Here is a 15053-nt window from a genome sequence, read left to right on the forward strand (position 1 = left end):
TTATGAAATGCGCTTATACAGGTTATAGAGGAATGGCGTGCTCCTGACAATCTTCCTGGCCATATAAGACAGGTAAGGAGGACTGAACAGGTGCGTTACTGAATAATTATCTGCTGTATCGTCAATGCTTATTTTTGTTGGATGAACGATGTCAGGTATGCTACCATACACCATTTTTTTTAACCATGCTGGTGTGGAGCGGGTATGTGTGGCCCCCTTTCCATAACCAATGTTTGTAATCAGGTTAGTATTGGGAGTGATAGCATAACCATGATTGAACCACACGCTCATAAACCACTGAATATCCCAGGTATCAATTCGTCTGTTATAGATATTATCAATGTCTGAGAGAAATTGGCGGTTCATGCCTTTCCGTGAAACGTGCTTGTACCGCTGCAGGGTAAAGTCATAATACTGCCAGGCCCTGCGCCAGCTGGCCCATCCCCAGATATGTGCGAACCTGGAAAAATAATAGGAAGCATCGCCCCTTACCTGTCCCATCTGGTAATTGCTGCCACCGATGTGCATTACGCGGTTGTCATGCCGGTATCGTTCCAGCAGCGAGGTACAGAAGGTGAAAAAGGTTGGATCAGGAATGCAATCATCTTCCAGGATGATACCCTCTTCCACCTGTTCAAAAAACCAGTTGATAGCGCTGCTCACAGCTTTGCCGCAACCCAGGTTTTCGTTCCTGAACAGGGTTTTTATTGCACAGGGCCAGTCTATTGCATTCACTACTTCATTCCGGGTGGTTTCACACAGGGAATCTTCGCCTGGTTTATCAGGGCGGGGGCCGTCTGCTGCGATGAACAACCGGGTAGGTCGTTGGGCTTTAAGCTGCTCAAATACCCGCATTGTCTGGAGTGGACGGTTGAATATCAGTAATAGCACAGGTGTTTCCAGCTTCATTATTTTATCGCTTCAAGTGATACTGCATTTTCAAACCTTGTTCGCTCTTCTACCAGTTTAAACATCGGGTCCGGACAATCATTGAATGCACAATGCCTGACGGTACTAAAACCAGCCTGCCGCAGGATATTAGACAGGGACAGATGATCCCACATGTACAGATGCTCGCTGTTGCCCAGTGTATTTGTCAGCAGGCTTTTGAATCCTCTTTGCCGTTGCTTTTTACCCAGCATTGTTTTTTCCAGGAACTTGGTATTTGCATTGATATCCTGGTTGGCCAGGTCTTCTACATACTCCCTGGCGGCCGATTCCAGGTCGGGCAATACACAGCGGAAATAACCGCCCGGTTTTAGCATGCGATAAGTATTACGTACTGCCAGCAGACAATCATCGTAAGAGAGATGTTCCAGTACATGGGAACAGTATACGCCGTCGCAGGAATTTTCACCGATGCCTGGCAATGATTTCAGGATATCTCCCTGCTGTACATCCTTTGGAAAAGTGACATGCAGCCTGCCTTTCAGCAATTTGCCAAGGATGGGCAACTGCTGGATCCGAAGGGTAGGACTCGCATCAAAATTGGTCCAGCCCTCGGGTGCCGAATAAGGACCACATCCATACTGTACATATAACTTATTCATAACTCTGTTGACTTTTGATGTTCCTGAAAATGTAGGTGTAATATGTTTTGGCAAAGATGTCGTAACCTGCAGTTTGCATGAATTTGCCCAGCTCCGTATTGTACATATCTCCCAGCAGGAAAGGACTACTTTCTACCAGGATGTAGGCCGGGCGATATTTTTGCCAGTTGTTGGAACGTAGCACATCCATATCCAGCCCTTCTGCATCGATGGTGAGAAAGTCGATCACAGTACCAGCCGGCAGGTATTTATCCAGTATATCAACCAATGGCCAGGTTTCAATCTGTTTTTTCCCGATCACTTTGTATTTGGAGTCTTGTGTGTATTCCTGCACCTTGTCAGTCGAAAACGTATTCAGTGCCGGGTCGTTAAAGATGTGATACGTGAGGTGCTGCCTGGAGGCCGATACACCCATTTCCAGGTTGGTGTCCAGCGGCCGGTATTTATCAAACATGGCTTTTGATCCGGGATTGGGATCGATGTTGATGCCTTTCCAGCGTTTTTTATAAAATATATAAGTGTTGGATACACGAAAAGGATGGTGTGCACCCACATCTATATAAATACCATTTTGCTTGTTTTCAAAAATTCTTTTTAATATCAGGTCTTCTCCTTCCGAGCTATATGCCGGAGCCAGATACCTGATCTGAGGGGCTAACTTTGATCCCAACCGGGCAAATATTTTTTTTACGCGACTCATTTGCTTAACGACTTTTGACGTAATAGAGATAATTTGTTTTCAATACTGCTTCTCAATATTAGCTGCAGCTGCCAGATATCTGCTGCGGCCTTTCCGGGGTATAGCATTTTTATGATGAACATTTTTGTCTGCCCGGTTTTATCAACTACGATCAGGCAGGTAGCGACGGTTGTATAAGAAATAACAGTGGCAATGGCCGCTGCTATACCTCCCAGCGATGGGATCAGCAGCAGGTTGATCAGCAGGTTCGCTACTATACCGGCAATGGTGGCATACAGGTTTGCATTGTAGTTGCCTTCTACAATCTGGTATTGCATGATGGCTACGCTTATAAATACGGGAATATTCGCCCATATATGTATGGAGAGAATAACACCCACATGCGGATACTGGCTGCCGTATAAGATGCCTGTGAGCCAGCCGGAGGCAATGGTCACGACGATGGCAATCACAGTACTGCCCCACATAGAGAGCCGGATCCATTTTTCCACATTTGCTAAATACTGGTCATGATTTGTTCGCCTTTGCTGTATCAGGTTTGGTAAAATGGCGACAGCTATCACCGTTGGAATAGCATACCATAGTTCCGATATACGGGCGGCGGCAGCATACTCTCCCAGTTGCTGGGGGGTAGAAAGTACATCCAGCAACAGCTGATCGGATTTCATATATAGCAGTACGAGCACGCCGGCGAACAGGAGGGACCAGCTTTGTGAAAACAGGTAGCGGGCTTCCTGCATGCGTACTTTAAATAATGAGGCGATCCCTTCGTGCCAGATGTAGTAACCAGATATAAGCAGGTACGTAATAACCAGTTCCGCAAGAGACACCCATAGAATTACCATAAAAGAAAGGTTCATCCTGACGCACATGATCTTGATCAGGCAGAATAAAACAAATACAGTCACTTTCGGAATGATAACACGTTGTACCTGGTTGTGTGACTGGTAGAAGTAGTCAAAGACATCGAATGATTGCAACAGGATATTCAAAGCCGTAATAGTAGTACACCGTATATATAAAGGATTGTTCTGTTTGGTGAACCACGTGATCAGCACACAGATTGTACAGGATAGAATGCCTGCTACAATACGCATACACAGCGCCGTAGATACAATCTCATCCCTGCGTTCAGGATCCGATACCAGTTCTTTCACCACTATTTTATCCAGGCCCAGTATGGCTATACCACCTACAATGGCAGTAAGGGCAAGGGAGTAGTTCCAGATACCAAATTCCCCAGGCCCAATATGACGCGCGATCATAGACATGGTCAGGAGACCAAGGAACAGCCGCGCCAGTTTGTCAATTAGCAGCCAACCACTATTTTGAATGACCTTATGCAAGACGATGTTTTATCTTTTTGAAAAATGCAAACCATCTTTTTGATTTCAGTTTTTCCTGGGAATAGGAGTAGTGATCGTAGTAATAGTTAGGATAGAAACTATTCTGCTCAATACCGTTGAAGATGATACCTGTTTTTCTGAAATGTCCTTCCCTGAGGTCTTCTGCTACTGCTTTCAGTTTTGATTTTAAGGTGAAATTATACCTTACTACAAAGAGGCTGGCATCAACATAAGGAGACAGGCTCTTTGCATCAGACACGATACCGATAGGCGCCGTATCAATGATGATGTAGTCATAACGCTCTTTCAGGGTAGTAAGCAGCGTACGCATCCTGTTTCCCTCTATCAGTTCCACCGGGTTGGGCGGAACAGGCCCTGAAGAAATAAGGTGCAGATCGGAGCCTGGCACTTTACGGATGATTTCGTCTATCGTTTTATTTTCTACGATATAGTTAGTGATACCTGTATAGTTGTCCAGCCCCAGGTACCTGGAAAGTTTTGGTTTACGCAGGTCAAGTTCCAGTAGTATGACTTTCTTTTTATTCACCGTGAGGGAGTTGCCCAGGTGTGCGCTTAAGAAAGTTTTACCCTCCCCGGAAATGCTGGAAGTAATCAGGATCGTGGTACTATTGGTATGTTCGCTAAGCAGGTAACGAAGGTTGGTACGTAGATTGAAGATTTGTTCCAGTAGTACAGACCTGTTTTGCAGGGACAGGTTTTTGGCGGTTTCTTCTTCATCCTGGTATATTTCTGCCATAAGCGGAAGTTCAAATATTTGTTCGATTTCAGTTTTGTTGAGGATCTTATTGTTCAGGAAATATTTCAGGTAAATGTAAAGGGTACTCAGTGCCAGGCCGGCAGCAAGGAATCCTACAAAGGCCATTGTCTTTTTGGGCGATTCCGGTTTAACAGGAATGAATGCAGGAGCAATGATCTTGTTGTCAGTCACATTACTTGCATAGGAAACCGATGCTTCTTCTTTCTTTTTCAACAGGTAGAGGTAGAGGTTTTCCTTTACGCTCTGTTGTCTTTTGATATTGATATATTCTCTTTCGTAAGCCGGAATGTTAGCGATTTTAGCCTGGATCTGGTTTACCTTTTGCTGCATCTGGCTTTGTGCTACACCTGCATTGCGCCTGTAACCGGAAATGTAATTTTTAATGGTCTTACGCGCCTCTTCTATTTGTCCATCCAGGTTTTGTACGATCATACTGCTGGGTTGCAGGGACAGAGACAGTTTGTTTTTTTCTTTCAGCAGCTCTTCATACCTGTTGATCATAGCGGTCAGTGTCTGATCTACGGTGCCCAGCATAGGCGCGAAAGGATAGCTTGTACCCGGGGCATTCAGGTAGTCTTCCACCTGGTCGAATACGGAGAGCTGCATGTTTGCATCATTCAGTTTGATATCTGCATCCTTCACCTGTTCCAGTGCCAGTTTGGAAGTACCTTCAATATCTGTGATACCGCGCTGTACTTTGAACTGTTCTTCCTGTTTTTCCAGGTACCCCAGTTCATCGCGCAGGGAGTCAATACGTACAGAAAGGAAATTGATGGTTTTCAGGGCCACCCTGTTTTTATCATCCAGGGTGTAATCGTTGTAGGTTTCCAGCAGCGCATTGATAAAGTGGGCCGCACGTGCAGCCACTGCGTCTTCATAAGTCACTAATATCACGGTCGCGTCTTTATTTACCAGTGCAGTGCCTATTTCGTCCATCTTATCATAGGCCAGTTCAGCAATAGAATCCACCCTGATACGATAGTCGTTCATACCGGGAATACCAGCCTCCGGTTCAGTGTAGGTAATGCTGAACTGATCGCGTCCTACGGTAAAAGGTACGCCCGACTGCACAGTAAATTCTTTCGTCTCGTCATCTCCGTACCCGGCTTTTACCTTCATCCCATTTTTATAGGGGGTGATATCAAAAACATAGTTGCCAATATTGGCAGTATCACTGAGAACCCTGATGCTGAAGGGGGAGTTGTCATATAGTTCTTCATTCTGCACTGCCGCTTTCCGGTAGTAGCGAATGTTGAAGTGATTGTCCCTGATTACTTTGGCAATCAGTATCGGTGACTTGATCACTTCCATTTCATTCTCAATATTTTTCCCGCTGTTAAAGAGGGAAAGTGATTTGAGCATGTCCATTTCTTCACCATTACCTTTCTTTTCATCTTTCAGGTACAATTTAGCACTGGACATATATCGGGGTCTGGCATATTTCAGGTAGATGGATGCTCCCAGTACAGAAAGCAGGATAAGAATGATATAAAGCGGCCAGTGGAATGCCAGTTTCTTTAACAGGTCATTCAGATCAATAGCTGTAGATTTATTATTTGTTTCGTTTTTTGGGCTCATAACGTAAAGAATCATTTAACGGTAACGATAATAAGTGTTGTGATAAGGGATAGTGCGCTTATCATAGTCGGAATCAGTGTGACAAATTTTGAACTATTGAACACTTTGTTTTTACCCGGTCTTACATAAACCACATCATTATTATTCAGGTAATAGTAAGGAGACGAAAGAATTTTGCTGTCGTTCAGGTTGAGTGCCACGTACTTTTTTACGCCGTCTACTTCCCGAATCACGGTAACATTATCATGCAGGGCGGTTACATTCATATCGCCGGCCATGCTGAGTGCATCCAGTATGGATACCCGTTCGGCACCGATCTTGAAGGATCCCGGGCGGGCTACATCACCTAGCACCGATATTTTGAAGTTGGTAATACGGGTAGATACAAAGGCGTTGCGGATACTTTTGTCCAGCTCTGTAGTAATGACCGTGTTGATCTCAGACGTTGTTTTGTCTTTTACATAAATCCGGCCTGCCATCGGAAGGTTGATGTAACCCTCACTGTCAACGATATAACCGGGATCAATACCATTGGCAGTAGTGGAAACAGATGAAACAGCAGCGGGATTCAGAATTTGGGAAATGTCTTTGTCAATAGTGGTAACGGTAATCTGCAATACATCTCCCGGCTGAACTTTAAGAGGCTGTAGCGGATGCCCGGTTTCTTCACCCGTTTGTTGCTGGATGTCGTTTAAATAAGTGATTTTTTTGGTCTCGATGCAGCTGGCCAATAAGAACAAACTGCTAATTAACAGTAAATGGATTCTGAATTTCATGTGTTATTTTGTTATGAATCGTGCGTATTTGTAGGTTGAATAGTTTATCCTTCAGGAATAATGGCAACAGGCGCAGGGCGCTTCCTTTTTTTAATTAATTTCTGTCGTAAAGTCTGTTGTACAGGGAGCTCAAAATAATAGTGACCCAGTATACTTAGCGTGATCAGTACTACATAGAATAATAATAAGGTGAGGGGCGACTGGAAAATGGTTTGGGGCAAACCCAGTACATTGACCAGTACGGCGGTTGCAACCATGAGCGGGAAATGAATCAGGTACAGGCAATAGCTGGCATTTCCGAGTACCTGCGTCCATTTGGCTCTGATGCCGCTTTTGACAGTTTCAGCCATGGCCAGAACCAGCACGGTAACAGGAGATACAATGGTCCGGAAAAGTGTATTGGTAGCAAGGTAAAAGATCTTTTCATTGCTATCATCCGTCCGGGATGGCAGCACCTTGTGTGCGACAGAGAAGAACAGGCGACGGGTAAACGAGCAATAATATTCCGCCAGAATATAGATCCATAGCAGTGCAGCTGCAATAGCAATATAGCGGGTTAGTTTTCCGAAATCGTTTTTAGTACACAGCCAGGAGTATATATGATACACCAGTGCCCCCAGGAAGAAAGAATAGATACCCTGCCCAATCATGGGGTAAATGGCCTGGATAATAGCACCGGCAATGACCAGCAGGATCAATAGTCCTTTCCTGTTATGTAGTTTCCGCCATGCGATCAGGAAGAACAACAGGTAGAGCAATAGTTCTACAGACACAGACCACGATGGTCCGTTGAATCCATTGAGGGCTGGAGTTTTCTCAAAACCCCAGCTGTGAATCACAAGCAGGTTGAGCAGGAAGTGCCAGTAGTCGTTATTCTGTATAATAAAGGTACGTCCTGACAGTTTGACCATCATCATTTGCAGCGGAATAATTGCCAGGAGTGAAAAAATGTGAACCGGGTATAGGCGCGTGAACCTGTAGGTAATGAAATAATTGAAGTTGGTCGTACCATTGGCTATCTTTTCGGCATAGAACCAAAAGAATATAAAGCCAGATAACAGGAAGAACAGGTCTACTGCATAAAAGGCATGATGATATAAGATGGAGAATACGTTGTATAATGGTAAATGGAAATCTTCAAGGGGGGCTGTCTGAACAGTGTAGTCCTTGTAGAAGAAGAACTGCCAGTGGCATAATACGACAATGAGTGCCGCAAATCCCCTGATTGCATCCAGACTAAAAAAGTATAATGTTGAGGGCTTATTTGAGGTCATGAAGGGTGATGATATAAAGCAATAAAAAACCTTTAATGACTTTTTTGTCATTATAGCGCGGAGTTATTTCCAGTTTTTTATTGATTATAGCATTCTCAGACGAGGGCAAGTTAAATCAAAAATATCATTTGCACAAAATTGATAAAAAAAATCCCGGAGTAGTGACCTGAGCGGTGGATGCACGCTATAATATGCCATAGGAAAGCACTTTCAGGTGCATAGCTGTTAGAAAAACGGGACGAATGCAATACTAATTACGGCAGTTATACACGTTATAAATAATTAAAAAATGAACAATATTTGTATTATTTATGTATTTATGGAAGAAAAAATTCTGGCTGTACCTCAAAAAAACATTTGACCCGTAAATAGATGAAAAGCATTAAAAAGTTGTTTAATGTTATGCATCATTATTTGTATAACATTAGAAAATCCCAACAAACCGATATTCTGTTGTTAGGCGCATTGTTAGCAAGACAAAATAAAACGTTACCAATTTTGGATAACCTGGCGGATGCTGAGTTTAAAGTGTTTAGTCAGGCTGGAGACGATGGGATCATACAATATCTGATTCATAAAGTTCAAATTTCCCAAAAAATATTTATTGAGTTTGGCGTTGAAAATTATGTGGAATCGAACACCCGTTTTTTATTAAGACACGACAACTGGTCTGGCCTGGTCATAGATGGCTCCCGGAAGGCGATCGACTATATCATGTCAGATGATATTTATTACCAGCATGACCTGCAGGCAATGGAAGCATTTATTACCAAAGACAATATCAATGATCTCATTTCCTCCGGCGGCATAGATGGAGAGATTGGATTGCTGAGTGTGGATATAGATGGAAATGACTATTGGGTATGGAAAGCAATTAATGTAGTACAGCCAGTGATTGTTGTAGCAGAATATAATAGTGTATTTGGAAAGGACCGCCCGCTGACGGTACCCTATAAACCAGATTTTGTACGATCTGTAGCGCACTATAGTTATTTATATTTTGGTGCTTCGCTAAAAGCACTTTGTATGCTGGCGGAAGAGAAAGGATATAGCCTGGTAGGATGTAATGCAACTGGCAACAACGCTTATTTTGTAAGAAAGGATCGCCTGGGTAAGTTGAAGGCACTGAGCGTAGAAGAAGGCTATGTGGAATCCCGGTTCAGGGAAAGCAGAAATAAGCAGGGGCAACTGAACTATCTGCGGGGTGCAGCGCGATATGAGTGTATAAAAGGAATGCCGGTGGTAAATGTAGCAACAGGAGAAACAGAAGTACTTTGATTTAAAAGAAAGTAAAATAAAACCTTAATGAATCCGGTATCAACAATATTTAAAGATCTGTATGTTTTTGTATTTGCACGAAAAGCATTGTATCGTTTCAATATGCTGATGTACAAATTAAGTATGCGGGGGATCGGCATTATGAATCATGAAAATGATCGTGTAAGTGGTGAAGAGGCATTTGTGAAGTATATGAAGAAGCATCATTATTTTGATAACGGGGCCATACTGGATGTAGGCGCGAATGTGGGGCATTACTCTGTGATGTTGCGCCGGCAAAATGTGAGCTTACCGATATATGCTTTTGAACCACATCCAAAGGCTTTTAATAAATTGCAGGATGCAGCAGCCATGCATCGGTTTATACCTGTAAAACGCGGGGCAGGAGACAAGGTATCGCAGGCGGTCATCTATGACTATGCCGGTAATGGTGGATCAGAGCATGCCAGCATGTACAAGGAAGTGATCACTGGTTTCAGAGACAGCGAGGCAGAAGAATTGCCGATTGATATTACCACGATTGATGAATTTGTGGCAGGGAATAATATCAGCGAAGTTGCGCTGTTAAAGATAGATACGGAGGGGCATGAACTGAGTGTACTGAGAGGTGCGATGGATACTATACAGAGAAGAAAAGTAAAAGTGATTCAGATAGAGTTCAACGAAATGAATGTTATATCACGTACATTCTTTAAAGATTTTATTGATCTGCTGCCTGATTATTCATTCTATCGCATGCTGCCGGATGGATTGATGCCATTGGGACATTATAATGTAGCAGCATTTGAAATATTTGCATTTCAGAATATCGTAGCTATCCTGAAATAATGGTAAGCACACAGGTGGCCTCCTGTGCGCTTACTATTTTTATTTGCGTGCTTCGAGTGCGACAGCGTTTTTAAACCGTCCTTCACTTTCCACGAGTTTAAACATTTCATCTTCGCTATCATTGAATGTAGCAGGACGTACATAACTAAAGCCTGCCCTGTACAGTTCATTGGACAATGACAGGGTATCCCACATGAACAAGTGATCGCTGTTGCCATAGGTGTTTTGCAACAGGCCTTTAATACCTCTGCGACGATGAGTTTTTCCCAACCGTGTTTTTTGCAGGAATTTAGCGTTGGCTTCCTGGTCATGATTTGTCAGGTCTTCTACATATTCGCGGGCCGCTTTTTCCAGGTCGGGTACTACACAGCGGAAGATGCCGCCGGGTTTCAGTATCCGGTAAGTGTTGCGCACGGCGATGAGGAAATCTTCGTAGGTAAGGTGTTCCAGCACGTGGGAGCAGTATACACCATCGGCAGCGTTTTCGGCAATGCCGGGTAGTCCTTTGATGATGTCGCCTTGTAACACATTGTCGGGGAAGGTAATATGCATGCGTTGCTTTAGCAAATTGCCAATGAGGGGGAGTTGCTGCAGGCGGAGAGTGGGGGAGGCGTCAAAATTTTTCCAACCCTGGGGAGATGACATCCCACAGCCATATTGTACATATAGATTACTCATAGTTGATGGGTTTAAATGAGGTACAAAGAGGTAATGGGTAAACAGGATAAGGTGAGGAGTGTCCAGGCTATCGTGTCTTGATGCGGTTATAAGCAATATAAGTAAAAAAATTGATTAGGAGATAGAGAAGTTTGGGCGCGCTGTTCAAAATATTATATATAATAAATAAAATTATTTATTATCTTTGGTAAAAAGGTGCAGGCCCGGGTGTTGCCTGCGATTCCTCCTGTGTGCAATACCAGGTACGAATTGGGAAAGATGCAGGCGCAGTTACACAGTTGTTCATCGACTAAACAATAAAAGAAAAAAAAGGGCAGCGTAGTGGCTGCCCTTTTCCTTTAACTATCAGCCCACTATTTCATGCTATCTGATTGGGGCTTTTTCATTTTATCCTTCATCATTTTGTCTTTCATCATCACTTTACCATTCATATCCATCATCTCTCCGTCTTTCATCATCCATGTTTTACCATCTTTGTTTTTAACAGTACCGTCTGCCATTACCATCGTACCGTTACTCATGGTCATGGTCTGCGTCATTTCTGACTTCTGCCCGTCTTTCATCATCCACATTTTTCCTCCTTTCATGACTACGCAGTCTTTCATCTTATGCATCCCACTGTGATGATGCATGGCAGTATCAGTAGTGGGGTATTGTGCAAAGGCTGCAGTGGCTGTCATTAACAGGAGTGAGGCGCACAAAATAAGTAGCTTTTTCATTGTTGAACTTTTTGAGATTACAGGTTAAAAATCACAGCTATCTCAGCTGTATATATATAAAGGTTTTCTATGAAAAGTATAACATGTATAGTGCCAAAAAGTTTTTTTTCAACTGCGCACTAACCTTGCGCACATGGATTTGAATATTTGTATCATCAATTCAATTATACTAAATTGATCAATGTATGAACAAGATTAATGGAGCTGATCTGATCGCAGCAGGTTTTAAACAAGGTAAGATATTAGGTGAGGCGCTGGCCGTGATCGAAGCGCATTTGAGCGACATGGACCATGCAAGCCTTATTGCATTGATGAGTGACCTGCGGTCAGAACCGGAGATGTACCTGGATCATCCGGTGCTGGAAGACCTGGCTACTAAAATGATTGAGGAAGCCGCTGCGCCTGTGGATACCACTATCCCGCTGAAGGATAAAGCTGCTGACTATAAGATCTATGGTGAAGCTGCCATCGATCCGGGAGCCATCAAACAAATGGATTTCGCGATGCGGCTGCCGGTTACAGTAGGTGGTGCCTTGATGCCTGATGCACACCAGGGGTATGGCCTGCCAATCGGTGGTGTATTAGCTGCCAAAGGTGCTGTAATTCCTTATGGTGTAGGTGTGGATATCGGATGTAGAATGGCACTGTCCATCTATGATATGCCGGATACAGCCATAGATGAAACGAAGTTGAAAAAGATCCTGCTGGACGAAACAAGATTTGGTGCAGGGCAGGGTTTCCACGGTCAGCACCGGGCAGATCACGCAGTGCTGGATAACGATGCGTTTAATATGACGCCATTAGTGAAGCAACTGAAAGATAAAGCCTGGTCACAGCTGGGTACTTCAGGTGGTGGTAACCACTTTGTGGAGTTTGGTGTGATTGAATTTACGCAGAGAGACGAAACGTTGAATATAAATGCAGGTAAATACCTGGCGCTGTTATCACACTCAGGTTCCCGTGGCTTTGGTGCGACTGTAGCAGGCCATTATACCCGGTTGGCCAAGGACCTGTGTAAATTACCTAAAGAGGCGGCTAACCTGGCATGGTTGGATATGAATACCGCAGAAGGCCAGGAATACTGGATGGCAATGAACCTTGCCGGCGATTATGCGGCAGCATGTCACGACGTAATACACCGAAAAGTAGCGGCGGTAGTAGGCGGCCAGCTGCTGGCCACTGTGGAGAACCACCATAACTTTGCGTGGAAGGAACAATTGAACGGGGAAGAAGTGATCGTGCATAGAAAGGGTGCTACCCCGGCAGGGAAAGGTGTGATGGGTATCATACCGGGTTCTATGGCAGCGCCTGGATTCCTGGTGCGTGGTAAGGGTGAAGAAATGGCGATTAACTCAGCATCTCACGGTGCGGGTCGACAACTGAGTCGTACAAGAGCAGAGAAGGAGATCTCCAAAGTGGATATGGCGGCGGTGCTGGCAGCGAATAATGTGACATTGATCGGTGCCGGCCTGGACGAAGCGCCAATGGCCTATAAGGATATCCATACAGTGATGGCGGCACAGGAAGCACTGGTAGATGTGGTGGCGAAATTCTCGCCCAGAATTGTGAGAATGGCAGATGATGGAAGTAGAGAAGACTAAATAAAAAGGGCTTGCTGTGTAAAGCAAGCCCTTTCAATTATTAACTGTTGAAGTTATTATAATCTCTGACCAGCGAATCATAATCACTATCCAGTGATTCCAGGGCGCTGGTTTCGAAGCTACCTTTTTCAGCAGCATCCCGCATCAGTTTTCTGGCGTTCAGCAACAACTTATGAAAATCATCGTAGAACGTGTTGAAGCTATGGTCTTCATTTGCTTTCTTAGCATTATCGATATTGATCTGGGCATGTTCTGTCTGCGCCTTTTCAAGTGAATCGTACATGGCCCTGGCTTTCGCTTCTATACCAGCATATTTTTCTTCACTACCCAGCAGATCGATAAAGGAACGGATACTTGCCATATCTTTTTTCATCGCGATGATGTAGTCTTTCAGCGGACTATCTTTCAGGATGATTTGTTCGCTTTCGTCAGCAACTACTTCAACTTTCTTGACAATAGCGCTTTTCAGGCTATATAATTCAGCGATCTGGTTGCGCAGGGTATCGATGATAGCATATCCTTTTGCTCCTTTGTCGTCTTTATAATCCTCGGCAGTGATGTACTCGTGCATGCGGTTGTTAGTCGCCTTCATGGTGGCAAAAAGTCCCTGGTACTTTGCAATGCTGTCTTTGAAGAACTTTTTGTCCTGAGAGCTGAGTTCGTTTACAGGTTCGTCAATTTTGACTTTCTGATCATACCTTGGAAAATCTGGTGTGGTGAATGGCTTGTTGATCGTGATGAAGCCAAACTTATTATCCGGGTGTTTCAGGGCATCTTCCAGCTTGTTAGTATTGTTTACAACGGCTTCCAGGTAGGTGTTATGTTTGTTCGACATATCAACAATCAGGTTCGTATATGCAATAATGTGGCTGGCTGCTTCAGCAGAGTTGTCACTGTATTCGGTAGCGCCGGGTTTTTTGCCGCTGGTACTATTACAGGATGTGCTAACAGCGAACATAGCAATGACAAGGGATGAACAGATAAATGTTCTCATGTAAGGGTATTTTTGGTTAAACAAATTTCAATAAAGTACTGGTAGTTAATGTGGTAAATTGTCCTCTTTCACAAACAGCGGGGCAAATATATATATAATTTTTCATTATTAGAAGGGTTTGCCTTCTTTTACGAACTCCCGCTTGATGCCATCCAGTACATCATTGATATAAATTTCCAGTTCCTCCTTATCATCTGTATGCTTCTCGATTGCCTTCAGGCAGGCATAGTGTACAACATTTAAGATACTCCCCCCAGCCAGTTCGTATCGTTTAATCATCTCCGGAATATCTCCACCTACAAATGTAGATTTAGCGGGAAACGTTCTGCGCCAGATCATGGCCCGCTCATTGGCATCGGGAAAAGAGAATTTTAAGATCGCATTGAAACGGCGTATGAATGCATCGTCTATATTGTTCTTCATATTCGTGGCGAGAATAATCAGGCCATTATAGTCTTCAATACGCTGTAGCAGGTAAGATACTTCCTGGTTGGCATATTTGTCGTGTGCATCCCGCACATTCGTGCGTTTCCCAAAGAGTGCATCTGCTTCATCAAAAAATAAAATCCAGCCTTTGTCTTCCGCACGGCTGAATAACAATTCCAGGTTCTTCTCCGTTTCGCCAATGTATTTAGACACAATCATAGAGAGGTCTATCTTATACACTTCCTTGCCGGTATACTTCCCCAACAGCCCTGCTGTAAAGGTCTTACCGGTACCCGGTGGTCCATAGAACAAGGCCCTGTATCCTTTGCGCAGGCGCTTTTCCATATCCCACCTGTTCATCAGCTTCGCATTGAAGTTAACCCAGTTCATGAGCTCATCGATCTGCGATTTCAGCTCATTGTTGATGACCAGGTCTTCCCATGTCAGTTCGGTCGTTACCCGTTTTGCGGGGAAGCTGCTACTAAAATGCGGCGGTACAGGTTTGCCATGTGTAAAGATGTTGATGT

Annotated in this window: 14 protein-coding genes; 3 read left to right on the forward strand and 11 right to left on the reverse strand. The window is 43.9% G+C overall.

Annotation, left to right across the window (positions count from 1 at the left end):
• From ABDW16_RS23215 to ABDW16_RS23245, 7 genes are read right to left on the reverse strand one after another with little or no spacing between them, the layout of a single operon-like run.
• A complete protein-coding gene (locus ABDW16_RS23215) occupies positions 1–909 on the reverse strand; it encodes a glycosyltransferase family 2 protein (protein WP_343673087.1) in 909 nt (302 codons plus the stop codon).
• Positions 909–1550: a methyltransferase domain-containing protein gene (locus tag ABDW16_RS23220; RefSeq protein ID WP_343673088.1), complete on the reverse strand. Its 642-nt coding sequence runs from the start codon at positions 1548–1550 to the stop codon at positions 909–911. The genes ABDW16_RS23215 and ABDW16_RS23220 overlap by 1 nt, the downstream gene beginning before the upstream one ends.
• Positions 1543–2250 (reverse strand): FkbM family methyltransferase, encoded by a 708-nt coding sequence (locus tag ABDW16_RS23225; protein ID WP_343673089.1) that lies wholly within the window; start codon positions 2248–2250, stop codon positions 1543–1545. The genes ABDW16_RS23220 and ABDW16_RS23225 overlap by 8 nt, the downstream gene beginning before the upstream one ends.
• Positions 2247–3596, reverse strand: a complete 1350-nt coding sequence (locus ABDW16_RS23230) for a flippase (RefSeq protein WP_343673090.1) — start codon at positions 3594–3596, stop codon at positions 2247–2249. Before ABDW16_RS23230 ends, ABDW16_RS23225 begins: the two co-directional genes overlap by 4 nt.
• Complete coding sequence (locus tag ABDW16_RS23235; RefSeq protein ID WP_343673091.1) at positions 3589–5952, reverse strand: polysaccharide biosynthesis tyrosine autokinase; 2364 nt, start codon at positions 5950–5952, stop codon at positions 3589–3591. Before ABDW16_RS23235 ends, ABDW16_RS23230 begins: the two co-directional genes overlap by 8 nt.
• A gap of 11 nt (positions 5953–5963) precedes the next feature.
• Entirely contained in the window at positions 5964–6728 is a 765-nt protein-coding gene (locus ABDW16_RS23240; protein WP_343673093.1) for a polysaccharide biosynthesis/export family protein, read from the reverse strand.
• A 44-nt stretch (positions 6729–6772) separates the two neighbouring features.
• The gene (locus ABDW16_RS23245; protein WP_343673094.1) at positions 6773–8002 is read right to left on the reverse strand and encodes an acyltransferase; all 1230 of its coding nucleotides are present in this window, start codon (positions 8000–8002) and stop codon (positions 6773–6775) included.
• A gap of 498 nt (positions 8003–8500) precedes the next feature.
• Here ABDW16_RS23245 and ABDW16_RS23250 point away from each other — a divergent pair, with 498 nt between their 5' ends.
• A complete protein-coding gene (locus ABDW16_RS23250) occupies positions 8501–9280 on the forward strand; it encodes a hypothetical protein (RefSeq protein ID WP_343673096.1) in 780 nt (259 codons plus the stop codon).
• A 27-nt stretch (positions 9281–9307) separates the two neighbouring features.
• A complete protein-coding gene (locus tag ABDW16_RS23255) occupies positions 9308–10108 on the forward strand; it encodes an FkbM family methyltransferase (RefSeq protein WP_343673098.1) in 801 nt (266 codons plus the stop codon).
• Positions 10109–10147: 39 nt separating this feature from the next.
• Here the strand turns inward: ABDW16_RS23255 and ABDW16_RS23260 are convergent, their stop codons facing one another.
• Together ABDW16_RS23260 and ABDW16_RS23265 are read right to left on the reverse strand one after the other, a co-directional pair.
• Positions 10148–10786, reverse strand: a complete 639-nt coding sequence (locus tag ABDW16_RS23260) for a methyltransferase domain-containing protein (protein WP_343673099.1) — start codon at positions 10784–10786, stop codon at positions 10148–10150.
• 353 nt (positions 10787–11139) lie between these two features.
• A complete protein-coding gene (locus ABDW16_RS23265) occupies positions 11140–11505 on the reverse strand; it encodes a DUF6799 domain-containing protein (RefSeq protein WP_343673100.1) in 366 nt (121 codons plus the stop codon).
• Positions 11506–11690: 185 nt separating this feature from the next.
• Between ABDW16_RS23265 and ABDW16_RS23270 the strand changes: the two genes are divergently transcribed.
• The gene (locus tag ABDW16_RS23270; RefSeq protein ID WP_343673101.1) at positions 11691–13106 is read left to right on the forward strand and encodes an RtcB family protein; all 1416 of its coding nucleotides are present in this window, start codon (positions 11691–11693) and stop codon (positions 13104–13106) included.
• Positions 13107–13146: 40 nt separating this feature from the next.
• Here the strand turns inward: ABDW16_RS23270 and ABDW16_RS23275 are convergent, their stop codons facing one another.
• Together ABDW16_RS23275 and ABDW16_RS23280 are read right to left on the reverse strand one after the other, a co-directional pair.
• A complete protein-coding gene (locus ABDW16_RS23275) occupies positions 13147–14100 on the reverse strand; it encodes a DUF3829 domain-containing protein (RefSeq protein WP_343673102.1) in 954 nt (317 codons plus the stop codon).
• Between the two features lie 108 nt (positions 14101–14208).
• Positions 14209–15053 (reverse strand): ATP-binding protein (locus ABDW16_RS23280; RefSeq protein WP_343673104.1); only part of this gene is annotated, 845 nt, incomplete at its 5' end.

It is taken from the genome of Chitinophaga sp. (assembly GCF_039596135.1).
In the GTDB taxonomy this organism is placed as follows: domain Bacteria; phylum Bacteroidota; class Bacteroidia; order Chitinophagales; family Chitinophagaceae; genus Chitinophaga.

Coding starts and splice junctions, on each gene's coding strand:
- ABDW16_RS23215 (WP_343673087.1), bottom strand. CDS start 909: ATGAAGCTGGAAACACCTGTGCTATTACTGATATTCAACCGTCCACTC.
- ABDW16_RS23255 (WP_343673098.1), top strand. CDS start 9,308: ATGAATCCGGTATCAACAATATTTAAAGATCTGTATGTTTTTGTATTT.
- ABDW16_RS23220 (WP_343673088.1), bottom strand. CDS start 1,550: ATGAATAAGTTATATGTACAGTATGGATGTGGTCCTTATTCGGCACCC.
- ABDW16_RS23260 (WP_343673099.1), bottom strand. CDS start 10,786: ATGAGTAATCTATATGTACAATATGGCTGTGGGATGTCATCTCCCCAG.
- ABDW16_RS23235 (WP_343673091.1), bottom strand. CDS start 5,952: ATGAGCCCAAAAAACGAAACAAATAATAAATCTACAGCTATTGATCTG.
- ABDW16_RS23270 (WP_343673101.1), top strand. CDS start 11,691: ATGAACAAGATTAATGGAGCTGATCTGATCGCAGCAGGTTTTAAACAA.
- ABDW16_RS23240 (WP_343673093.1), bottom strand. CDS start 6,728: ATGAAATTCAGAATCCATTTACTGTTAATTAGCAGTTTGTTCTTATTG.
- ABDW16_RS23225 (WP_343673089.1), bottom strand. CDS start 2,250: ATGAGTCGCGTAAAAAAAATATTTGCCCGGTTGGGATCAAAGTTAGCC.
- ABDW16_RS23275 (WP_343673102.1), bottom strand. CDS start 14,100: ATGAGAACATTTATCTGTTCATCCCTTGTCATTGCTATGTTCGCTGTT.
- ABDW16_RS23265 (WP_343673100.1), bottom strand. CDS start 11,505: ATGAAAAAGCTACTTATTTTGTGCGCCTCACTCCTGTTAATGACAGCC.
- ABDW16_RS23245 (WP_343673094.1), bottom strand. CDS start 8,002: ATGACCTCAAATAAGCCCTCAACATTATACTTTTTTAGTCTGGATGCA.